Consider the following 21,167-nt stretch of genomic DNA (forward strand, 5'->3'; position numbering starts at 1 on the left):
CCCGGCGTGAACATCACGATCGAGGTCGTCGAAGTTGCCGGACCCCGGACGTGTTTCCTGGCAGTGTGTGGGCGGTGACCGGCTTCCGATTCTCCTACAACATCTTCGGCATCCACTCGCGCGAGGACTTCGTCGAAACCTGCCGCCGCGCCGAGCGTTACGGCTATGACACTGTGTTCGCCGCGGATCACCTGGGGGTCGCCTCCCCGTTCCCGGCGTTGGTCGCCGCAGCCTCGGCCACCGAGAGTCTGCGGGTCGGCACCCTGGTGCTCAACGCGGCGTTCTGGAATCCGACGCTGTTGGCCCGCGAGGTGGCCACCACCGACGTCCTCACCGACGGTCGGCTGGAACTGGGTTTGGGTGCGGGCCACATGCAGTGGGAATTCGACCGGGCACGTATCGACTGGGAGCCGTTCGGCGCCAGGGCCGGGCGGCTGCGGGCGACGATCGAGCAGTTGCAGCGGGAGTTCGCCGCCGACGGCTACCCCCAGCAGGCGCCGTTGCGGGACGAGTTCGGCATGCCGGTGCTGCGGCCGGTGCAGCGCCGCGGGTTCGGCGGTCACGGGCCGCCCCTGATCGTCGGGGGGACCGGAGACCGCATTCTGCGGGTGGCGGCCGAGCACGCCGACATCATCAGCGTGGCCGGGGCCTTCCAGATCAAGGGACAGTCTCCCGGCACGATGCGCATCGCAACCGCCACCGAGGCCGACGAGCGCGTGCGCTTTGTCCGCGCGTGCGCAGGCGACCGCGCCGACCGGATCGAATGGCACGCCCTGATCCAGGCGGTCGTGAAGACCGACGATCGCCAGGGCGCCGCGGCCGCCCTCGCGCAGCGATTCGGCAACCTGATGTCGCCGGACGAGATCCTGGCGACACCATTCGTGTTGGTGGGCACCGTCGATCAGATGGCCGCGCAATTGTTGCGCACCCGTGAACGCTACGGCTTCACCTACTACACCGTCCACGGACCGTATATGGATGCGTTCGCACCGGTCGTCGAGCGAATCCGCACGATGAACACCTGACTACACCCGAATGCAGTTGCGTGGGAGTCGGTTCAGCTCGACGATGTAACGAATTCTGCGCCGTCTCCGACATCGCAGGAGGCGGCGGACATCTCAATTCTCGCGGTAACACACGAAAAGGAGTGCTCATGAGCAAACAGTTTGGGCGCCGCGCATGCGCAGCGACACTCACTGCCGTCGGGCTGGGTACCGCGGTGGCGACCGGAGGAGGCGCCGTCGCAAGCGCTCAGCCGGCGCCACCGACGTCGACGACGATGACGTGCTCGAGTGGGAATCCTCTCGCCTGGGCACCGGGTTTCACGTGGACTGTCAATGCCTCGTCCGGGGAGTCGCTCCGACCGGGTGGGTCCGCGCTGGAGCCGGCAATACTGCTGAGCGGCGGGAACGAACTGCCCACGCCGCCCGGCGGTCTCATCCCGAGCATCGGAATCAACTGGTACGGAACGCGGGTGTCGGTCGACTGGCACAACGCGACAACCGGAGCGTCCGGCCACAGCGTCAGCGATGAGGCCGCCTGGCAGCAGAAGCCCGGAATCCCGATCAACCGAACATGGACGGGAACCGGGACCGTGTCGTTCACCGTGACCGTCCAGACCGGCGCGGGATGGTGGTTCGTCAATCCGCAGAACGCCGTCTGCCAGGGAACGATCTCCGTCGTGCCCGGGCGGTAACCCGGGACCGTCCGATACGCAGTGCGTCCCGGCTACCTCTCAGGCGGGCGGCGAATCGCCTATCGCCTCGGCGAGTTCGGCAAGCCTGTCGACAGACGCCAGAAGCCTCTCCGACGTGGTAATGCGAGCGCGCTCGAGGCGTTTCTCGTCGGTCAAACGCGACCAATCGTAGGTATGCGTGACGCGGACGTGCGCCTCGTCCACGCGGTCGAGTTCCCAGCGCCACAGATGACCCGGCGGCTGATGGCCTTGCTCCGAGGGCAGCCAGGCGATCCGGCGCCCCTCCTCGAATTCCACGACTCGGTTGTCGCGGATCCCGCCGTTGGTGAGCGTCATGGTGAACACCTCACCCACGGCGCGTACCCGCTGCCCGGAGGCCGCCTCGGCGAGGTTGTCGTTGCCATCCCAACGCGGCTGTTGCGCCGGGTCGGCGATCAGTTCGAAAACCGTCCGCGCCGGGGCTGCGATCACGCGGCCGGCGGTCACGACGGTGGGAATCCTGTTCTCCTCGGTCATCACACGATCACACCATGAGGTGTCAGGGCAGGGGCCCGGCAGGGGACAGTGCGGCGTTCGTCCGCAGGCCTTCGGCGTCCTGACCGGGTGGGGCGCCGAAGAGGCGACGGTATTCGCGATTGAACTGTGAGGGACTGTCGTATCCGACGAGATGCCCGATGCCTGCGACGTCACCGGGATGAGCGACCAGCATCGAGCGGGCTTGCTGCAGTCGGATGCGTTTCTGGAACTGCAGGGGGCTCAGGGCAGTGACGGCTCGAAAGTGTCGGTGAAACGCCGACACGCTCATACTGGACAACCGTGCGAGGTCCTCGATCCGCATCGGCGCGGCGTAGTTGTCGCGGATCCAGTGGATCGCCCGGCTGACGTGCGACAGGTCGCTGTCGGCGATCCCGATCTGCCGGATCGTGCTCCCGTGCGGGCCGGTGAGCAGCCGCCAGAGGATCTCCCGCTCGATCAGCGGGGCGAGCACGGTCGCGTCCGCGGGCTGATCGAGCAGCCGCAGCATCCGGGCCACGGCGTCGAGTAGTTCGGCATCTGCCTCACCGGTTTCGATCGCAGGCCCGCCGGCCGTGCCGCGGGACCACCGTTCGGTGGGGGCCTGCAGCACCAGTGCGGCGATGGCGGCCGGGCGCAGCACCAGTCCCATGGCCAACGACGGCGTGCTTTCGTCGGTGTCGATGTAGTGGCCGGTGACGGGTAAGTCGGCGGTGACGACGAGGCATTGTCCCGCTCGGTACTCGTACACCCGGTCGCCGAGCAGAAGGCGTTTACCGCCCTGGGCCATGACCACCAGCAGCGGCTCGGTCAGCGAGTACTCGGGAGCCGTCGGCTCGGTCGTCACTTGCGACAACAGCAGCCCATCGATCGGCGTCTGCAGATCCGCCCTGGCATGGGCCGTGATGCTGCCGCGGATCTCGTCCAGCAGTTCAGGTGAGGTGCGCACACATTCACGAAAGCATCGACTCCGCGGTCCGGCAACCCGATCGTGGCGATATCGAGAGGATTGTGCAACGCCCGGAGCGGATCGATCTACCGCTGACTATGCAGTTCGCGCTTCGATGGGAATGCACATTTACACAAGGATGGGAGCACATCATGCCACTCGATCACTACGTCACACTCGGCCGCTCGGGGCTACGGGTCAGCCCGTTCGCCCTCGGTGCGATGACCTTCGGCGAAGACGCCGGTGGCGCCGGCTGCAGCGTGGAGGAATCCGAGAAGATCCTGGCCACGTACCTGGACCTCGGCGGAAACTTCATCGACACCGCCAATTTCTACACCAACGGCCACTCGGAGAAGATCCTCGGCGATTTCTTCGCGGGTCACCGCGGCCGCCGCGAGCGTGTGGTGCTGGCATCGAAGTTCTTCGCGAACCTCTTTCCCGGCGACCCCAACGGCGGCGGGGCGGGCCGCGCGTCGATCATCGCCCAACTCCACGAGACCCTTCGCCGCCTCCGCACCGACTACCTCGACCTGTACTGGCTGCACAACTGGGACCGCCACACCCCGATCGAGGAAACCCTCCGGACCCTCGACGATCTGGTCCGCGCCGGCAAGATTCGCTACATCGGGATCTCCAACAATCCGGCCTGGGTAGCCGCCCAGGCTCAGACCACAGCGATGTTGCGAGGATGGACCCCGCTGATCGCGATGCAGGTCGAGTACTCACTGCTCGCCCGGACCGTCGAGGGCGAGATCACTCCCCTCGCACTCGATCAGGGCATGGCGCTCGTGCCGTGGAGCCCGCTGAAGAACGGATTCCTGTCCGGCAAATATCGTCGCGGCACCGAGGTCACCGACTCTGCCCGCGCTGCATTCGTCGGCGGTCCCAGCGACACCGAGTTCGTCGTCATCGATGCGGTCGACGCGATCGCCGGCGACCTCGGAACCACGTCGGCGGCCGTAGCGCTGGCCTGGCTGCGAACCCGCGCCGGGACCGTCGTGCCCATCCTCGGTGCCCGGCGCGTCGAACACCTCACAGACAACGTTGCCGGCCTGGAGGTGACTCTCAGCCCCGAACACCTCCGCGCGCTCGACGAGGTTTCACGTCCCACGTTGAACTATCCGGCGCCGATGCACGGCGAGCTGCGGGCGATGCTCCAGTTCGCGGGAACCACTGTGGACGGGGAATCGTCCACCGTGTACCCACCACTGCTGCAGAGCGACCTGCGGTACTGACACGCCGCGCTCTCGGACTCAGCGGGTCACAGCGGTTTCCCGCTCGACCCGCGACAGCTTCTCGGGATTCCGCACGATGTAGAGCCCGGTGATCATGCCGTCGTCCATCCGCATCGCCACGACGTCGTCGATCTCGCCGTCGAGCCGGACGATCAGGGCCGGGCAGCCGTTCATCTGCACCGGCTCGACCGATACCGCGCCGCCGATCCTGGGCAGGCCGGCAGCCAGCAAGCGAGACACCTTGTCGGCCCCCACGATGGGCCGCAGCACGGCCTGCTTGACGCCGCCACCGTCGCCCAACAGGACGACGTCCGGCGCGAGCAGATCGAACAGGCTCTGCAGATCGCCCGTTTCGAGCGCCCGTTGGAACGCCTGTAGTGCATCTCGGGACTCGGCCGGAGAAACAGCCCCGCGCGGCCGGCGCGCCGCAACGTGCGCCCGCGCCCGGTGCGCGATCTGGCGGACAGCGGCCGGGTTCTTGTCGACGGCGGCCGCGATCTCGTCATACCCCAGATCGAACACTTCACGCAGCACGAACACCGCGCGCTCCGTCGGCGCGAGCGTTTCCAGCACCAGCAGCATCGCCATCGACACGCTGTCGGCCAGTTCGACATCCTCGGCCACGTCGGGCGCAGTCAGCAGCGGCTCGGGTAACCAGGGACCGACGTAGGACTCCTTACGCCGTCCGAGCGTACGCAGCCGGACGAGTGCTTGACGGGTGGTGATCCGGACCAGGTACGCACGCTGATTCCGCACGGTGTCGAGATCGACGCCCGCCCATCGCAGCCAGGTCTCCTGGAGGATGTCTTCGGCGTCGGCAGCAGAGCCGAGCATCTCGTAGGCGACCGTGAACAGCAGGTTGCGGTGGGCGACGAACGCGTCGGTAGCGGGGTCCGAACGCTCGTCGTGGCTCCCGCCTCGATCGTCAGGCGTGGTCTGCGATGTGCCGGCCATGGGTGGCTCCTCTTCACTCACTGACAGTGTCACCCACCAGACACCGGGCCCCGCGGTTTTGTGACACCGAGGCGTTTGTGGCACACGACACGTTGCCCACACTGTCACAAGAATCGCGTCGCCGGCATCTCATGTTCGTTCGGTGCGGGAGCACACAACACGACGAGTGAGGACGAAGTCATGGACGCCCGATTCAACATGTTCGACAACGAGATCGCCGCGAAGTTCGCAAAGCGGTTCGTCAGCGCCAGTCTGGTGATCCACGAATCGCCGCTGCCGAAGGCCACCCAGGAACTGGTCAACATCCGGGCCAGCCAGATCAACGGCTGCGGCTTCTGCATCGACATGCACACCAAGGATGCCGCGGCCGCCGGAGAAACCCCGGTTCGGCTCAACCTCGTCGCCGCCTGGCGCGAGGCCACCGTGTTCACCGAGGCCGAGCGGGCCGCGCTGGCACTCGCCGAGGAAGGTACCCGGCTCGCCGACGCCCACCACGGCGTGTCCGACGAGACCTGGGCCCAGGTACGCAAGCACTTCGACGACGACCAGATCGCCGCGCTGGTCTCCCTGGTGGCCCTGATCAACGCCGCCAACCGGATGAACGTCATCGTTCGTAACCCGGCGGGATCTTACGAGCCCGGCATGTTCGCCGCCATGACGAGCTGATCGGCACACGAACCCCGCCCTGTGGGGCGGGGTTCTGGTCGTCGCGTGTGCCGTCGGACAATCCCCAGCTGGATCGCCTGCCCGGCAGAGCGATACCGCCCGCCGACTCCGGTCAGGACCACCGAGTGTCACAGGTTTCGGTACGCCCGTCGCACACGCATCGCCCGCGTGGTTCCGCACCGCCGAACAGGGCGACCGTCAACCCCAGAACACCTACACCACCGGCCGACAGCGCACAGAATATGAACACGTCACTCATCAGCACCCTCCCCCTTCTCGTGTCTCCATTACAACAGGTCTCTACCGGCCCGGGCTCAGGCGCGTCTCCTGCCTGGAGCATTCCTGTTCAGCCGCATAGGGTCTCCTCGATGAGCACGGTGATCGGGACATGATCCACTGATGCAGGCGCGAAGCGAAGGAGACGATCATGGAGTCGACCGACACGTATGTGCGATGAACCGCGAACATCGTCAACTCGACTACGGACTCCGCTTCGACTGGGGCCTGCCCGGGGCGAAAGCCGTCGGCGCCGCCGCCGACATCGCGGTCGTGGTGGACGTTCTGTCGTTCACCACCACCCTGACCGTGGCGGTCGACGCCGGCATCGACGTTCTGCCCTACCGATGGAACGACGATTCGGCGGAACGCTACGCCCGCGATTCGGATGCGGTCCTCGCCGTCGGGCGCGGCCGTGCCGTGGGCGGGCAGATCAGTTTGTCGCCGAACACGATTCGGCGCCACACAGCTCCACAGAGAGTGGTGCTTCCCTCACCGAACGGTTCGAACATCTGCTTCGCACTCGGCGCCGGATCCGGAGTGTGCACCGGAGCGTCCTTTCGGAACGCGACCGCGGTCTCGGGCTGGATCGCCCGGCACTACACGCCGAGGTCGGTGGTAGCGGTGATCGCTGCCGGTGAGAAGTGGCCGGGCGGCGAACTCCGACCGGCGATCGAGGATCTGTGGGGCGCGGGCGCGGTGATGTCCGCGCTGGCGGCGACCGGCTGGGATGCGGACCCTTCGCCGGAGGCTCTGGTCGCCATGTCGGCCTGGCGTGGTGTCGCGCAGTCGCTGCCGCACTCACTCGCGGCGTGTGCGTCGGGACGGGAATTGCGCGAACTGGGATACCCCGAAGATGTCGCAATCGCCGCCGAAACAGACCGGAGCTCTGCCGTCCCGGTACTCGAAGATCGGGTCTTCCGAAACGCTGCACAATAGGGTGAGCACCATGTTCGATACCTGGGACGCCGACGCTCCCGGAGTGCTGCGCCTGCCGTCCGGGCGACTGGTCCGCGGCCGGGGGCTGAGGCGACCACTCCCGGAGGGGCCCCTGCCGGATTTCGCCGTCTACCTGCTGGGGCAGGATCCGCTGCCGGTGCGGTGGAACTCCCGGTGGGTCCGGTGGCCCGATTTCCGGCTGCCGCGGGATCGCCACGACACCCGGGATGCGCTGGGCGAGGTGTGGCGACGAGCCGCCACCGAACGGGTGGAGGTGGCGTGCGGCGGCGGTCGCGGCCGGACGGGCACGGCCCTCGCCTGCCTCGCCGTACTCGACGGAGTCCCGGCGCGGGACGCCGTCGCGTTCGTCCGGCAGCACTATCACCGTCACGCAGTCGAGACACCGTGGCAGCGGCGGTACGTCGAACGGTTCGCCTGAGCAACAGACCGGCGGCCCCGCACGAAGGAATCGTGCGGGGCCGCCTGCGTGCGAACTGGGAGAAGGCTACTTCTCGGCAGCCGCCTCTTCGCTCTGCTCGGCCGGAGCCGCAGCGCCGTCTTCCTCGACGGGGATCAGCGAGATCTTGCCGCGGTTGTCGATGTCGGCGATCTCGACACGCAACTTCGAGCCGACGCTCACCACGTCCTCGACCTTGGCGATCCGCTTGCCGCTGCCCAGCTTCGAAATGTGCACCAATCCGTCGCGGCCGGGGAGGAGCGACACGAACGCACCGAAGGCGGTGGTCTTGACGACCGTGCCCAGGAAGCGCTCGCCGACCTTCGGCAGCTGCGGGTTGGCGATGGCGTTGATCATGTCGATCGCGGCCTGCGCGGACGGGCCGTCCGTCGCACCGACGAACACGGTGCCGTCATCTTCGATGGAGATGTTGGCGCCGGTCTGCTCGGTGATCGAGTTGATCATCTTGCCCTTGGGGCCGATGACCTCACCGATCTTGTCGACGGGGACCTTGATGGCCGTCACGCGCGGGGCGAACGGACTCATCTCGTCGGGGGTGTCGATGGCCTCGGCCATGACCTCGAGGATCGTCGCACGCGCGTCCTTGGCCTGCGACAGCGCGCCGGCGAGGACCTTGGACGGGATGCCGTCGAGCTTCGTGTCGAGCTGCAGGGCCGTGACGAAGTCCTTGGTGCCGGCGACCTTGAAGTCCATGTCGCCGAAGGCGTCTTCGGCGCCGAGGATGTCGGTCAGTGCCACGTAACGGGTCTCCCCGTCGACCTGGTCGGACACGAGGCCCATGGCGATACCGGCGACCGGAGCCTTCAGCGGCACACCGGCGTTGAGCAGTGCGAGCGTCGACGCGCACACGGAACCCATCGAGGTGGAGCCGTTGGAGCTGAGGGCCTCCGAAACCTGACGGATGGCGTACGGGAACTCCTCGACGCTGGGCAGCACGGGCATGAGTGCCCGCTCGGCCAGCGCGCCGTGACCGATCTCGCGACGCTTCGGCGAACCGACGCGGCCCGTCTCACCGGTGGAGTACGGCGGGAAGTTGTAGTGGTGCATGTACCGCTTGGTCGTCTCGGGTCCGAGCGAGTCGACCTGCTGCGCCATCTTGACCATGTCGAGGGTGGTGACACCCAGGATCTGGGTCTCGCCGCGCTCGAACAGGGCGGAACCGTGTGCACGCGGAACGATGGCGACCTCGGCCGACAGCGAACGGATGTCCGTGATGCCACGGCCGTCGATGCGGAACTGGTCGCGCAGGATGCGCTGACGCACCAGCTTCTTCGTCAGCGAGCGGAACGCCGCGCCGATTTCCTTCTCGCGACCCTCGAAGTTCGGGGCGACCTGCTCGAGAACCTCGACCTTGACCTCGTCGGTCTTGTCGTCGCGCTCCTGCTTGCCCGCGATCGTCAGGGCTGCGCTCAGCTTCTCGGCTGCGGCGGCCTCGACGGCGGCGAACACGTCGTCCTGGTACGCCGGGAAGACGGGGAACTCGCCGGTCGGCTTCGACGCCTTGGCCGCCAGCTGCTGCTGCGCGGTGCAGAGGCGGGCGATGAACGGCTTGGCGGCTTCGAGGCCCTCGGCCACGATCGACTCGGTGGGAGCCTGTGCGCCACCGTCGATCAGGGAGATCACGTTGTCGGTGGCCTCGGCCTCGACCATCATGATCGCGACGTCGGCGTCGTCACCGGAACCGGAGACGATGCGGCCGGCGACGACCATGTCGAAGACGGCGTTCTCGAGCTGCTCGACGGTGGGGAAGGCAACCCACTGGCCGGCCTTGTTCTCGTCGGAGGTGATGAGCGCGACGCGCACACCGCCGACGGGGCCGGAGAACGGCAGTCCGGCGATCTGCGTGGAGGCGGACGCGGCGTTGATCGCGACCACGTCGTACAGGTCCTGCGGGTTCAGGCTCATCACCGTGACGACGACCTGGATCTCGTTGCGCAGGCCGTCGACGAACGACGGGCGCAGCGGACGGTCGATCAGGCGGCAGGTCAGGATGGCGTCCGTGGAGGGACGGCCCTCACGACGGAAGAAGGAGCCGGGGATGCGGCCCGCTGCATACATACGCTCCTCGACGTCCACCGTGAGGGGGAAGAAGTCGAAGTGCTCCTTGGGGTGCTTGCTGGCGCTCGTCGCGGACAGCAGCATGGTCTCGTCGTCGAGGTACGCGACGACGGCGCCGGCGGCCTGCTGGGCGAGGCGACCGGTCTCGAATCGAATGGTGCGGGTTCCGAAGGACCCGTTGTCGATCACGGCGGTGGATTCGAACACGCCCTCATCGACCTCTACTGCGGAATTCTCTGTCATCTCTTCTTTTCACTTCCCTCTCGTCTTCGCCGTACCCGCGGGGGCGTTCTCACCCTCCTGGCGAGAACTGCGCACCTGAGGGACATCCCCCTCTCGAGTTCTCGGGATGTCACTGTGCGGAGGCGGCCGTCGATCGAAGTCCCCCGGACCGTGTCCGGAAGACCACTACCGAAGACCGACACCACATTCTCGGGTGCATACGGTAGTGCTGCCCTCGGCAGCTAACGCCGATAGCCAGCGAGGCCCAGTCTAAGCAAGGCCCCGCCGGCTACCGGAGTGATTCGCGATCGAAATGATCGCTGTGTACGAAACTCAGCGACGCAGGCCGAGACGCTCGATCAGCGAGCGGTAACGCTCGATGTCGACCTTCTGGACGTACTTGAGCAGACGACGACGGCGTCCGACCAGCAGCAGGAGGCCGCGGCGGGAGTGGTGGTCGTGCTTGTGCATCTTGAGGTGTTCGGTGAGATCGACGATGCGCTTGGTGAGCATGGCCACCTGCGCCTCCGGCGAACCGGTGTCGGTCTCGTGAAGGCCGTACTCGCTCAGGACCTGCTTCTTCTCTTCGGTGGTCAATGCCACTGGTTCACTCCTGGTGATGACGTTCGCGTGAAAGGATCGAAACTCGGCGCGGCCACCGCGAACCGCAGCGCACGCCAGCGGTCTACTTTACCAGCTGAAATGCTGCGCTTTTACCGCACGTCTTCCGACGCCGCGAGGATCGCGCGCGCACGCTCGGCATCCTTGCCCATCGCGACGATCAGATCGTCGACCGAGTCGAACTTCTCCATGCCGCGCAGGCGCTCCACCAGGTCGACGGCCACGTGCTGCCCGTACAGGTCGGCTTCCCGGTCGAGGACGAAGGCCTCGACCGTGCGGGTCCGCCCGGAGAACGTGGGATTGGTACCCACCGACACGGCAGCCATGTAGCGCTCACCGGAGGTGACCGTTCCCAGGTCGACTCCGTGTCCGAGCACCGTGAACCAGGCGGCGTACACGCCGTCCGCGGGAATCGCGGCGTACATGGGCGGGGCGACGTTGGCGGTCGGATAGCCGAGCTGACGTCCGCGACCGTCGCCGTGGACGACGACACCCTCGACACGGTGCGGGCGGCCCAGGGCCTCCGTCGCGGCGGCCATGTCGCCCGCGTCGACGCACGAACGGATGTAGGTGGACGAGAACGTGACCGCGTGCTCTGCGAGCAACGTCACACCGTCGACCGCGAACCCGAACCGGTCGCCGATCTGACGGAGCAGGTCGACGTTGCCGGCGGCCTTCTTGCCGAACGTGAAGTTCTCGCCGACGACGACATCCGCCACGTGCAGGCGCTCCACGAGGATCTCGTGGGCGTACCGCTCCGGCGTCAGCTTCATGAATTCAGCGGTGAACGGCATCACGCAGAAGACGTCGATACCCAATTCCTCGGCCAGCTCCGCCCGGCGCGCAAGCGTCGTGAGCTGAGCGGGATGACTGCCCGGACGAACCACTTCCATCGGATGAGGATCGAAAGTCATGAGCACGCTGGGTATTCCACGCGTACGGGCAGCCGCCACCGCTCGACTGATCAGTTGGGCGTGACCTCGGTGCACGCCATCGAATACGCCGATCGTGAGAACACAACGACCCCAGTCGGCAGGAACCTCGTCGAGACCACGCCATCTCAGCACGAGTGGCAGCCTACGGTGCCGCGCGCCGATGTTCATCTCCGGACCGGGTGTCCGCCGCCCACACACCCCGCCGAAGCGTCGTCACCTCGCGGTTCACGACGGCCGGGTCCGTTCCCCGCGAGCGGAACAGGTGTGTCGATGTGTCTCGCCGATAAGACTTGCCTAAGCTCGATGGCGTGGCCGTGAACAAGAATGACCAGAGCGTGACCGAGGACGCCGCCTCCGAGACCGGGGCCCTCTCGGCCGTGGCACAGGACTACCTCAAGGTCATCTGGACCGTTCAGGAGTGGTCGCAGGAGCGGGTGTCCACCAAACTGCTCTCCGAGAAGATCGGGGTGTCGGCGTCCACCGTGTCGGAGGCCATCCGGAAGCTGTCCGACCAGGGTCTGGTGGATCACGCCCGCTACGGATCCATCGCGCTGACGGAGGCGGGCCGCGTCGCTGCCGTCGGAATGGTCCGCAGGCACCGCCTCATCGAGACGTATCTCGTTCACGAACTGGGCTACGGCTGGGACGAGGTGCACGACGAGGCGGAGGTGCTCGAGCATGCCGTCTCGGATCTCATGATCGCCCGGATGGACGCCAAGCTGGGCCATCCCGAGCGCGACCCGCACGGCGATCCGATTCCGTCGGTCGACGGCTCGGTGCCCACTCCCCCGGCGCGTCAGCTCAGCGACTTCGTCAACGGCGAGAGCGGCCGCATCGCCCGGATCTCGGACTCCGACCCGGCGATGCTGCGGTACTTCGACTCGGTCGGTGTGGCACTCGACGTGACGGTCACGGTGCTGGAGCGACGCGACTACGCGGGCACCGTGTCGATCCGGCTCGACACCGAGGACGACTCGATCGAGCTCGGAAACCCGGCAGCCCAGGCCATCTGGCTGGTGTGACCCGCTACCGCAGCGTCGCGGGACGGACCACCATCACGGAACTCGCCCGCCTTCCGCGTTCCTGGAGCAGCGCGATGGTGTGCCCACTCGGATCGATCGCGGCGTACACGCCCTTGATTCCGATCGGTTCGAGCCACCGGCCGTGACTGATCGATTCGGCCTCGTCCGCGTCGATCTGCCGGTGCGGGAACGCGGTCTGCGCGGCGGCGTCGATGTCGAGACTGACCCCCGGCTCGTCGGCCAGCTGTTCCAGCGTCCGCGCGTGCTCGAGCGCGAACGGTCCCACCCGGGTCCGCCGCAGTGAGGTGAGGTGCCCGCCGACGCCGATCAGCGCGATCCCCAGATCACGCGCGAGCGCCCGCACATAGGTGCCGGACGAACATTCCACCTCGACGTCGAGGTCGGTGAACGTTCCCTCGGTCCGCCGGCCGACGACCTCGAACCGCGACACCGTGACCGAGCGTGGCGAGAGCTCGAACTCCTCGCCCGCACGGATGAGGGCGTGCGCCCGCCGCCCGTCCACCTTGATCGCGCTGACGCTCGACGGGATCTGCTGAATGTCGCCGGTGAGTGCGCTCACCTGAGCGGCGATGTCGTCGTCCATCACACCGGAGGCATCGGCCGACGCGACGACCTCCCCCTCGGCGTCGTCGGTGGTGGTCGCCTGCCCCAGCCGGATCGTGGCCGTGTACGCCTTGGTGGTCAGCGCGAGGAGCCCCAGCAGCTTCGTCGCCCGCTCGATACCGAGCACCAGCACACCCGTGGCCATCGGGTCCAGAGTGCCGGCGTGCCCGACCTTCCGGGTCCCGAGCAGCTTGCGGCACCGGGCCACCACGTCATGGCTGGTGACGCCCGCGTCCTTGTCGACGATGAGCAGTCCGGCGCCGACGAGACCGGAAGAAGGCTTTTCACGTGCAGACACGAGGTCCGATTCTGCCAGCCGACGTCACCGTGCTGAAATCAGTGCACCGCACAGTGCTGAAATCAGTGCACCGCAATGGCCGTGATGATCAAACCGTCCGACACCATCCACCGCCCGTCGAACGACGCGAGTGGTGGCCCGCCGACGGTCTCCCCGGAGATGAGCAGGTCCGAATGGAACGTGCCCGTGCCGTCACCGAACGCCTCGAACGTGATGTGCGCGTCCTCGAACCCGAGCCACCGCCCGGTGAGCGGGAACCACGCCTTGTACGTGGCCTCCTTCGCGCAGAACAGCAGCCTGTCCCGGTGCACCGGACCGCCGGTGGCCGAGCGCCACTGCGCGGAGTCCGCCGCGCCCGACAGCCAGTCCCGTTCGGGAGCCAGGCTCACGGCGTCCAGGACACCGTCGGGCAGTGCCTCGTGCGGTTCGGCGTCGATTCCCACGGACCGCACCTGCATCGCGTAGCCGAGCACTGCGCCGCGGTAACCGTCGCAGTGGGTGAGGCTCCCGACGACGCCACGCGGCCACACCGGGGAACCCTTGTCGCCCCGCAGGACCGGGGCCTGGTCGACACCCAGCTTCGCCATGGCGAGTCGCGCGCAGTGACGGGCGGTGGTGAACTCGCGGCGCCGCTTCTCGACGGCCCGGCCGATCAGGGCCTCCTCCTGCGGGTGCGGACGCAGACCCGGCGGGTCCTCGAACAGCTCCGAGGACACCACGCCGGCAGGCAGAATTCTCTCGATCACAGGGCTCCCCTCGCCCGCATCTTCTCCACTTCGGCTTCCTGTTCGGGAGTCACCTTGAAGTGGCCTCCCCACTTGTTCAGTGTTCCCGGCGGGTACTCCGGCACCGGCAGGATCTGCCGCAGCAGCCGGTCCGGCAGTCCCCGCCTCTGCCACTCCCGGGGGTAGCCGAGCGACACCTCTTCGAACCGCACCCCGTCGTAGTAGGTGGTGCGCGGAATGTGCAGGTGCCCGTAGACGGCGCAGACGGCGTTGTACCGGGTGTGCCAGTCCGCGGTCAGTTCGGTGCCGCACCACAGGGAGAACTCCGGGTACCACAGCACCTGCGTCGGTTCACGGACCAACGGGAAGTGGTTGATCAGGACGGTTCGCGTTCCGGGAGGCAGGGCGTCCAGCCGCGCCTTCGTCGTCTCGACGCGGCTGCGACACCAGGCGTCCCGGGTTCCGTAGGGTTCGCTCGACAGCAGGAATTCGTCCGTGGCCACCACGTTCTTCTCGCGCGCGATCGCGAGACCCTGCTCCTTGGTGGTGGCACCCTCGGGCAGGAACGTGTAGTCGTACAGCAGGAACATCGGAACCAGCGTCACGGGGCCGTCGTCGGCCTCCCACACCGGGAACGGATCCTCCGGGGTGATGACGCCGATCTCGCGGCACATGGTGACCAGGTAGTCGTAGCGGGCGGCGCCGTGGATCTGCACGGGATCCTTCGCCGTCGTCCACAGTTCGTGGTTGCCGGGCACCCAGATGACCTTGGCGAAGCGGCTGCGCAGAAGTTTCAGCGCCCACCGGATGTCGTCGGTCTTCTCCGAGACGTCGCCCGCGACGATCAGCCAGTCTTCCGGCGAGTCGGGATAGATGTCCTCGGTGACCGGCCGGTTTCCCCGGTGCCCCACATGGGTGTCGCTCACCGCCATCAGTTTGGGTGCCACGTCAACCACCTTTCCGATCGTGTTCCGCCGCCGGAGCGCTGTCCGATCCGTGCCGCGCCTGCAGGTCGGCTCCGACCACAGCCCAGCGGCCCGAACCGACGCGCCACACGACCGCAAGCATCCGAAGAATTATGAACACCGTGAGGCCCGTCCAGATTCCCGCGAGGCCCCAGTCACGCAGCATCGACAGCCAGATCAGCGGCAGGAACCCGACCAATGCGCAGGCCAGCGTGGCGTTTCGGAGGAAGGCGACGTCGCCGGCCCCGAGCAGTACCCCGTCGAGGGCGAACACCACTCCGGCGACCGGGATGATCGCGACGAAGAACCACCAGGCCACCGCCATCTCGTCGAGCACCGCCTGGTCGGAGGTGAACAGTTCGGGTATCAGCCCGTGGCCGAGGGCGAAGAACACGGCCAGCCCGGCCGCGAAGAGGGTGGACCATCGGGTGATCCGCCACGACAGCCGCGTCGCGCCGCTGGCGTGTCCCGCACCCAGCGCGGCTCCGACCAATGCCTGCGCGGCGATCGCCAGGGAGTCGAGTGTGAGGGCGACGAGGTTCCACAGCTGCAACACCACCTGGTGCGCGGCGACCGCGGCCGCCCCGAACCGGGACGCGACGGCGGCGGCCGAGAGGAAGCACGCCTGGAACGCGAGGCTCCGCAGGATCAGGTCCCGTCCGAGGACCATCTGCGCGCGCATGACCCGCCACTGCGGACGCAGCGGCACCCGCTCCACCACCAGCGCACCGATGAACAGGCTCGCGGACACCGCCTGCCCGATCACGTTGGCGACGGCGGAACCCTCGAGTTCGAGTCGCGGAGCGCCCCACAATCCGTGCACCAGCACCGGGCAGGCCACGGCCGACACGACGAGACCGGCGATGACGAAACGCAGTGGTCGCACCGTGTTCTGCACTCCGCGCATCCACCCGTTGCCTGCCATTGCGACGAGGATCAGCGGCGCACCGAAGACCGCGATCCGCAACCAGCTCTCGGCGGCCGCCGCGATGTCGGAGCCGCCTGCGATCGCCGACGTGACCGGCCGCGCGAACAGGTGTGCCAGCGCGATCACGAACGCGCCGATGCCGAGTGCCAGCCACGTGGCCTGGACACCTTCCCGCACCGCGCCGCGCTCGTCGCCGGCCCCGTGCATCCGGGATGCGCGTGCCGTCGTGCCGTAGGACAGGAACGTCAGCTGCGTACTGACCTGCGCGAGGATGAGCCCGCCGACGGCAAGTCCGGCGAGCGCCAGCGCGCCCAGCCGCCCGACGACGGCGATGTCGAAGAGGAGATAGATCGGTTCGGCGGCAAGGACGCCGAGCGCGGGCAACGCCAGCCCGAACACGGTCCGGGCGGTAGCGTCGCCCGTGACTTCAGAGACGCCGGCCAATGAATTCGGACCTCAGCCGAGCGACTCGACGAGCGAGGCCACGATCTCGTCGGCAGAGGTGTCGGCGGTGTAGCCGGCCGCGAACCGGTGCCCGCCGCCACCGAGGTACCCGGCGACGAGGGAGACGTCCACGTCGGACTTCGAGCGCAACGACACCGACCACGTACCGTTCACCGCCTCCTTGAGGACCGCGGCGACCTCTGCCTCGGACGTCGTCCGGACGATGTCGATGACGCTCTCGATCTCCTCGGAGCGGAGATCGCCGACGTAGGCCTGCCGGATGACGGCGTAGACCAGTCCACGCCCTCCCGCCGCTTCGGGGACGAGGGTCGCCGAGCCGAGCACCGAAGACAGCATGGGCAGCCAGCCGAACGGGTGGGTGTCGAGCAGGCGCCGGGCGATGCGGGCGCCGTCGATTCCGGTGGCGAGGAGTCTCTCCGCGAGGGTGTGGGTGCCGGGCTGCACCCAGCGGAACGAACCGGTGTCGGTCACGAGCCCCGCATACAGGCAGTGTGCGAGGTCGGCGTCGATGTCCACACCCCACACGTCGAACATCTGCGCCAGGACCGCGGTGGTCGACTCCGCCGACTCGTCGATCAGGTTCATGCGGCCGAAGCGGGTGTTGGATCGGTGATGATCGATGACGAGGGTCTCCCCCGCCGTCGCGAGCCGGTCGGCCAGCTTCCCGAGACGCCCCGCGCTGCCGCAGTCGACCGTCACCAGCAGGTCGACGTTGCGGCGCACCTGATCCGCCGGCACCAGGAGGTGGGTGCCCGGCAGTTCCCGCATCGACTCCGGTAGTTCGTCCGGTGCGCCGAACGCGACCTGCACCGGAATCCCTTTTCGCTCGAGCACCAACGCCAGCGCGAGTCCGCTGCCGATCGTGTCGGCATCGGGTTGGACGTGACACAGAATCGTCACCGACGTCGCGTTCTCGAGAACGGCGACCGCCTGCGGCAGAAACACCTCGTGACGATCGAGATCAGACAGGGACGTCTCCTGAGTGTGGGTCATGTCGGTTCGCGTCAGTCCGCCTGGCGGGAACCGGACGGCTCGTCGACATCGGCGTCGTCCGCGTCCTCGGCTCGGGGCTCCTTGTACGGGTCGGGGTCGCCGGCCGGAGACGCACCGGCCGCGACACGCGCGACCTCGTCGTCGGCGGCGCGAGCGCGGGCGAGGAGTTCCTCCATGTGCCGTGCCGTGTCGGGGACCGTGTCCGCGACGAACGTGAGCGTCGGCGTGAAACGGACTCCGGTGCCTGCGCCCACCTTCGAGCGCAGAACCCCCTTCGCCTTCTCCAGCCCCGCGGCGGCGGAGACGAGATCCGGTTCGGACTCGAGGTCCGCGCCCATCACGGTGTAGTACACAGTGGCGTCGTGGAGGTCGGCCGTCACCTTGGTGTCGGTGATGGTGACGAACGCCAGGCGAGGGTCCTTGATTTCGTGGTCGATCGCCGTCGCGACGATCGTTCCGATGCGCTTGGCGAGTTTGCGTGCCCGGGCGGGATCCACCATGACAATCAGACTCCTCTCCCTGGCCGCTCGATAAGTTGTGAAGTTGCGTGTGTAGCTGTAGTTCATTCTGCACGCCGAGCCGCGGACGCGGCGGGGCGGGCAGGGCGCTCCGAGTCAGTCCTCGGGGCCGAAAATCCTTCGCCGGACCGCAAGAAGTTGCAGTTCCGGCAGCTCGGCGACGTGCCGTTCGCACGTGTCGAGCACCTCGTGCACGTGATCGACCGCCGAACTCGCCATCGTGACGCCGAGCATGGACCGGCGGTACCGATCCTGTTCTCCGGTCTCGGCCGCCGAGACGCCGTAGCGTCTCAGCTCCGCAAGTACCGGTTTGACCATTGCACGCTTCTCTTTCAGAGATCGCACGTCACCGAGCAAGATGTCGAGCTCGAGCGCACCGACGTACAAACTTTCCTCCTTCGGGAGACGTGCGCTCCCCCGGCCGATCGACTCGGCCGGGGAAGCGCACGCCGGATGACGCTGCTACGTCACCCCAAACGGATGGCGACTAGTCGCGCGGCTTTTCCCGAAGCTCGTAGGCCTCGATGACGTCACCGACCTTGATGTCGGAGTAGGTGACCGTCAAACCGCACTCGTAACCCTCGCGTACCTCGACGGCGTCTTCCTTCTCCCGCTTGAGCGAGGAGATGGTGACGGTCTCGGCGACAACCGTGTTGTCACGCAGCAGCCGGGCCTTCGCATTGCGACGGATGGTACCCGAGGTGACGAGGCAACCGGCAATGTTTCCGACCTTGGACGAACGGAACATCGCGCGGATCTCCGCCTTGCCCAGCTCGACCTCTTCGTAGATCGGCTTGAGCATGCCCTTGAGCGCCTTCTCGACCTCGTCGATGGCCTGGTAGATCACCGAGTAGTACCGGATGTCGACGCCCTCGCGGTTCGCCAACTCGGTCGCCTTGCCCTCGGCACGGACGTTGAACCCGATGATGATCGCGTTCGACGCAGCCGCCAGGTTGACGTTGGTCTCGGTGACGCCACCGACACCACGGTCGATGACTCGCAACTGCACCTCGTCGTCGATCTCGATGCCGTGCAGGGCCTCTTCCAAGGCCTCCACGGTTCCCGAGTTGTCGCCCTTGAGGATGAGGTTGAGCTGCGACGTCTCCTTGAGAGCCGAATCCAGATCCTCGAGGCTGATGCGCTTGCGGCTCTTCGCGGCCAGTGCGTTGCGCTTACGCGCATTGCGCCGGTCGGCGATCTGCCGGGCGATCCGGTCCTCGTCGACCACGAGCAGGTTGTCGCCTGCACCGGGGACCGACGTGAAGCCGACCACCTGAACGGGACGCGAGGGCAGGGCCTCGAGCACGTCGTCGCCGTGCTCGTCGACCATGCGGCGCACACGTCCGTATGCGTCGCCGGCCACGATCGAGTCGCCGACCCGCAGCGTTCCGCGCTGGATGAGCACGGTCGCGACGGGGCCGCGTCCACGGTCGAGGTGCGCCTCGATGGCGACACCCTGAGCGTCCATGTCCGGGTTGGCCCGCAGGTCCAGGGCAGCGTCCGCCGTCAGCAGCACGGCTTCGAGCAGTGCGTCGATGTTGGTGCCCTGCTTCGCCGAGATGTCGACGAACATGGTGTCTCCGCCGTATTCCTCGGCGACCAGTCCGTACTCGGTGAGCTGCTGCCGGATCTTGTCCGGGTTCGCGCCTTCCTTGTCGATCTTGTTCACCGCGACCACGATCGGCACGTCGGCCGCCTGGGCGTGGTTGATCGCTTCCACCGTCTGCGGCATGACGCCGTCGTCGGCGGCGACGACCAGGATCGCGAGGTCGGTGGCCTTGGCACCACGGGCACGCATCGCCGTGAAGGCCTCGTGACCGGGGGTGTCGATGAACGTCACGAGACGCTCGTTGCCGTCGAGCTCGGTGAGCACCTGGTAGGCACCGATGTGCTGCGTGATGCCGCCGGCCTCGCCCTCGCGGACGTTGGCCTTACGGATCGTGTCGAGCAGTCGGGTCTTACCGTGATCGACGTGGCCCATGACGGTGACCACCGGCGGACGGGACTCGAGGTCCTCTTCGCCACCTTCGTCTTCGCCGTAGGTGAGGTCGAAGCTGTCGAGCAGCTCGCGGTCCTCGTCCTCCGGGCTGACCACCTGGACGACGTAGTTCATCTCGCCGCCGAGCAGTTCCAGCGTCTCGTCGTTGACCGACTGAGTTGCCGTCACCATCTCGCCGAGGTTGAACAGTGCCTGCACCAACGCTGCGGGGTTCGCGTCGATCTTCTCCGCGAAGTCCGACAGGGAAGCACCGCGGGCGAGGCGAATGGTCTCGCCGTTGCCGCGGGGCAACCGCACGCCGCCGACGGCGGGCGCCTGCATCGAATCGTATTCCTGGCGCTTCTGACGCTTCGACTTGCGACCACGACGCGGGGCGCCACCGGGACGACCGAACGCACCTGCTGCCGCACCACGCTGACCGGGGCGTCCACCGCCACCGGGGCGACCGCGGAAACCACCTGCGGGTGCTCCGCCACCGGGCGCACCTGCGCCGGCACCGGGGGCTCCGCCACCGCGGTATCCACCGCCGCCGCCACCACCGGGACGACCGCCGGGGGCTCCGCCGGGACGACCGGGACGACCGCCGGGGGCGGGACGTGCCGAACGAGCAGGCATGGCGCCCGGGTTCGGACGAGGAGGCATCGAGCCCGGGCTGGGACGGGGACCGCCCTGACCCGGTGCCGGACGGGGACCGCCCTGACCCGGTGCCGGACGAGGTCCACCCTGACCCGGTGCCGGACGGGGACCACCCTGACCCGGTGCCGGACGAGGTCCACCCTGACCGGGAGCCGGACGGGATGCACCCGGACGCGGAGCGCCGGGAGCGGGGCGGGGTGCCGGACGCTCGGCGGGTGCCGAGGAGTACGGGTTGTTACCGACGCGCGGGGGCTTCGGGCCGGGACGGGGTCCGCCGGGCTTGGCGCCCGTGGACGGAGCCGGGGAGGCACTTGCCGCCGGCGCTACCGGGGCTGCGGGTGCGGCAGGTGCCGGTGCGGCCGGAGCCGGGGCAGCCGGGGTGGGACGACCGGGCTTGGGAGCGTTGGTCGCCGGTGCAGCCGGGGCGGCTGCGGTCGCCGCGGGGGCGGCCG

The 21,167-nt window shown here is 67.8% G+C and carries 21 protein-coding genes; 7 read left to right on the forward strand and 14 right to left on the reverse strand.

All coding sequences use genetic code 11. The features are described from left to right. Window positions 1–74: 74 nt before the first annotated feature. Window positions 75–1,025, forward strand: a complete 951-nt coding sequence (locus tag RJ1_RS11320) for an LLM class F420-dependent oxidoreductase (RefSeq protein ID WP_073360036.1) — start codon at window positions 75–77, stop codon at window positions 1,023–1,025. Between the two features lie 128 nt (window positions 1,026–1,153). Beyond that, window positions 1,154–1,696 carry a hypothetical protein gene (locus RJ1_RS11325; RefSeq protein ID WP_073360037.1) on the forward strand — a complete coding sequence of 181 codons (543 nt, stop codon included), beginning with the start codon at window positions 1,154–1,156 and terminating at the stop codon, window positions 1,694–1,696. Window positions 1,697–1,735: 39 nt separating this feature from the next. Here the strand turns inward: RJ1_RS11325 and RJ1_RS11330 are convergent, their stop codons facing one another. After that, on the reverse strand, window positions 1,736–2,212 hold the full coding sequence (locus tag RJ1_RS11330) for an SRPBCC family protein (RefSeq protein ID WP_073360010.1): 477 nt from the start codon (window positions 2,210–2,212) through the stop codon (window positions 1,736–1,738). 22 nt (window positions 2,213–2,234) lie between these two features. Further along, window positions 2,235–3,158, reverse strand: a complete 924-nt coding sequence (locus tag RJ1_RS11335) for an AraC family transcriptional regulator (RefSeq protein WP_073360011.1) — start codon at window positions 3,156–3,158, stop codon at window positions 2,235–2,237. Window positions 3,159–3,310: 152 nt separating this feature from the next. Between RJ1_RS11335 and RJ1_RS11340 the strand changes: the two genes are divergently transcribed. After that, the gene (locus RJ1_RS11340; protein WP_073360012.1) at window positions 3,311–4,393 is read left to right on the forward strand and encodes an aldo/keto reductase; all 1,083 of its coding nucleotides are present in this window, start codon (window positions 3,311–3,313) and stop codon (window positions 4,391–4,393) included. Window positions 4,394–4,411: 18 nt separating this feature from the next. On the opposite strand, the gene RJ1_RS11345 is transcribed toward RJ1_RS11340, so the two are convergent. Then, window positions 4,412–5,347, reverse strand: coding sequence for an RNA polymerase sigma-70 factor (locus tag RJ1_RS11345; RefSeq protein ID WP_073360013.1), 936 nt, complete (start codon window positions 5,345–5,347; stop codon window positions 4,412–4,414). A 180-nt stretch (window positions 5,348–5,527) separates the two neighbouring features. Between RJ1_RS11345 and RJ1_RS11350 the strand changes: the two genes are divergently transcribed. The 3 genes from RJ1_RS11350 (at window position 5,528) to RJ1_RS11360 (ending at window position 7,667) form a co-directional block, all read left to right on the forward strand. Further along, window positions 5,528–6,013, forward strand: a complete 486-nt coding sequence (locus tag RJ1_RS11350; protein ID WP_073360014.1) for a carboxymuconolactone decarboxylase family protein — start codon at window positions 5,528–5,530, stop codon at window positions 6,011–6,013. A 453-nt stretch (window positions 6,014–6,466) separates the two neighbouring features. Beyond that, window positions 6,467–7,228 (forward strand): 2-phosphosulfolactate phosphatase, encoded by a 762-nt coding sequence (locus tag RJ1_RS11355; protein ID WP_073360015.1) that lies wholly within the window; start codon window positions 6,467–6,469, stop codon window positions 7,226–7,228. A 10-nt stretch (window positions 7,229–7,238) separates the two neighbouring features. Next, window positions 7,239–7,667 (forward strand): protein-tyrosine phosphatase family protein, encoded by a 429-nt coding sequence (locus tag RJ1_RS11360; RefSeq protein WP_073360038.1) that lies wholly within the window; start codon window positions 7,239–7,241, stop codon window positions 7,665–7,667. A 66-nt stretch (window positions 7,668–7,733) separates the two neighbouring features. Here the strand turns inward: RJ1_RS11360 and RJ1_RS11365 are convergent, their stop codons facing one another. From RJ1_RS11365 to RJ1_RS11375, 3 genes are all read right to left on the reverse strand, one after another. After that, complete coding sequence (locus tag RJ1_RS11365) at window positions 7,734–10,007, reverse strand: polyribonucleotide nucleotidyltransferase (RefSeq protein ID WP_073360016.1); 2,274 nt, start codon at window positions 10,005–10,007, stop codon at window positions 7,734–7,736. A 312-nt stretch (window positions 10,008–10,319) separates the two neighbouring features. Next, window positions 10,320–10,589 carry a 30S ribosomal protein S15 gene (rpsO, locus tag RJ1_RS11370; protein WP_005240682.1) on the reverse strand — a complete coding sequence of 90 codons (270 nt, stop codon included), beginning with the start codon at window positions 10,587–10,589 and terminating at the stop codon, window positions 10,320–10,322. Between the two features lie 110 nt (window positions 10,590–10,699). Beyond that, window positions 10,700–11,674, reverse strand: a complete 975-nt coding sequence (locus RJ1_RS11375) for a bifunctional riboflavin kinase/FAD synthetase (RefSeq protein WP_025432373.1) — start codon at window positions 11,672–11,674, stop codon at window positions 10,700–10,702. A gap of 176 nt (window positions 11,675–11,850) precedes the next feature. On the opposite strand from RJ1_RS11375, the gene RJ1_RS11380 reads away from it, so the two are divergent. Continuing rightward, window positions 11,851–12,564 carry a metal-dependent transcriptional regulator gene (locus tag RJ1_RS11380; RefSeq protein ID WP_143048858.1) on the forward strand — a complete coding sequence of 238 codons (714 nt, stop codon included), beginning with the start codon at window positions 11,851–11,853 and terminating at the stop codon, window positions 12,562–12,564. Window positions 12,565–12,568: 4 nt separating this feature from the next. Here the strand turns inward: RJ1_RS11380 and truB are convergent, their stop codons facing one another. From truB to infB, 8 genes are all read right to left on the reverse strand, one after another. Continuing rightward, window positions 12,569–13,486 carry a tRNA pseudouridine(55) synthase TruB gene (gene truB / locus RJ1_RS11385; protein ID WP_073360018.1) on the reverse strand — a complete coding sequence of 306 codons (918 nt, stop codon included), beginning with the start codon at window positions 13,484–13,486 and terminating at the stop codon, window positions 12,569–12,571. A 62-nt stretch (window positions 13,487–13,548) separates the two neighbouring features. Beyond that, window positions 13,549–14,232, reverse strand: a complete 684-nt coding sequence (npt, locus tag RJ1_RS11390; protein WP_073360019.1) for a 4'-phosphopantetheinyl transferase Npt — start codon at window positions 14,230–14,232, stop codon at window positions 13,549–13,551. Then, entirely contained in the window at window positions 14,229–15,158 is a 930-nt protein-coding gene (locus RJ1_RS11395) for a metallophosphoesterase family protein (RefSeq protein WP_143048859.1), read from the reverse strand. The genes npt and RJ1_RS11395 overlap by 4 nt, the downstream gene beginning before the upstream one ends. Before the next feature lies 1 nt (window position 15,159). Beyond that, window positions 15,160–16,548, reverse strand: a complete 1,389-nt coding sequence (locus RJ1_RS11400) for an MATE family efflux transporter (RefSeq protein WP_073360020.1) — start codon at window positions 16,546–16,548, stop codon at window positions 15,160–15,162. Window positions 16,549–16,560: 12 nt separating this feature from the next. After that, window positions 16,561–17,562, reverse strand: coding sequence for a DHH family phosphoesterase (locus tag RJ1_RS11405; RefSeq protein WP_073360021.1), 1,002 nt, complete (start codon window positions 17,560–17,562; stop codon window positions 16,561–16,563). An 11-nt stretch (window positions 17,563–17,573) separates the two neighbouring features. Continuing rightward, window positions 17,574–18,062, reverse strand: coding sequence for a 30S ribosome-binding factor RbfA (gene rbfA / locus RJ1_RS11410; RefSeq protein ID WP_005573415.1), 489 nt, complete (start codon window positions 18,060–18,062; stop codon window positions 17,574–17,576). Between the two features lie 114 nt (window positions 18,063–18,176). Next, on the reverse strand, window positions 18,177–18,467 hold the full coding sequence (locus RJ1_RS11415; RefSeq protein WP_005240674.1) for a DUF503 domain-containing protein: 291 nt from the start codon (window positions 18,465–18,467) through the stop codon (window positions 18,177–18,179). Window positions 18,468–18,567: 100 nt separating this feature from the next. After that, the coding region (infB, locus tag RJ1_RS11420; RefSeq protein WP_073360040.1) for a translation initiation factor IF-2 at window positions 18,568–21,167 on the reverse strand (2,600 nt) is incomplete at its 5' end.

This window comes from Rhodococcus jostii NBRC 16295 (assembly GCF_001894825.1).
Lineage (GTDB): Bacteria > Actinomycetota > Actinomycetes > Mycobacteriales > Mycobacteriaceae > Rhodococcus_F > Rhodococcus_F jostii.

What these genes read in the sequence shown, in the direction of transcription:
- RJ1_RS11325 (WP_073360037.1), top strand. Translation starts at nt 1,154, where the DNA reads ATGAGCAAACAGTTTGGGCGCCGCGCATGCGCAGCGACACTCACTGCC.
- RJ1_RS11330 (WP_073360010.1), bottom strand. Translation starts at nt 2,212, where the DNA reads ATGACCGAGGAGAACAGGATTCCCACCGTCGTGACCGCCGGCCGCGTG.
- RJ1_RS11340 (WP_073360012.1), top strand. Translation starts at nt 3,311, where the DNA reads ATGCCACTCGATCACTACGTCACACTCGGCCGCTCGGGGCTACGGGTC.
- RJ1_RS11345 (WP_073360013.1), bottom strand. Translation starts at nt 5,347, where the DNA reads ATGGCCGGCACATCGCAGACCACGCCTGACGATCGAGGCGGGAGCCAC.
- RJ1_RS11350 (WP_073360014.1), top strand. Translation starts at nt 5,528, where the DNA reads ATGGACGCCCGATTCAACATGTTCGACAACGAGATCGCCGCGAAGTTC.
- RJ1_RS11355 (WP_073360015.1), top strand. Translation starts at nt 6,467, where the DNA reads ATGAACCGCGAACATCGTCAACTCGACTACGGACTCCGCTTCGACTGG.
- RJ1_RS11360 (WP_073360038.1), top strand. Translation starts at nt 7,239, where the DNA reads ATGTTCGATACCTGGGACGCCGACGCTCCCGGAGTGCTGCGCCTGCCG.
- RJ1_RS11365 (WP_073360016.1), bottom strand. Translation starts at nt 10,007, where the DNA reads ATGACAGAGAATTCCGCAGTAGAGGTCGATGAGGGCGTGTTCGAATCC.
- RJ1_RS11405 (WP_073360021.1), bottom strand. Translation starts at nt 17,562, where the DNA reads ATGACCCACACTCAGGAGACGTCCCTGTCTGATCTCGATCGTCACGAG.
- rbfA (WP_005573415.1), bottom strand. Translation starts at nt 18,062, where the DNA reads ATGGTGGATCCCGCCCGGGCACGCAAACTCGCCAAGCGCATCGGAACG.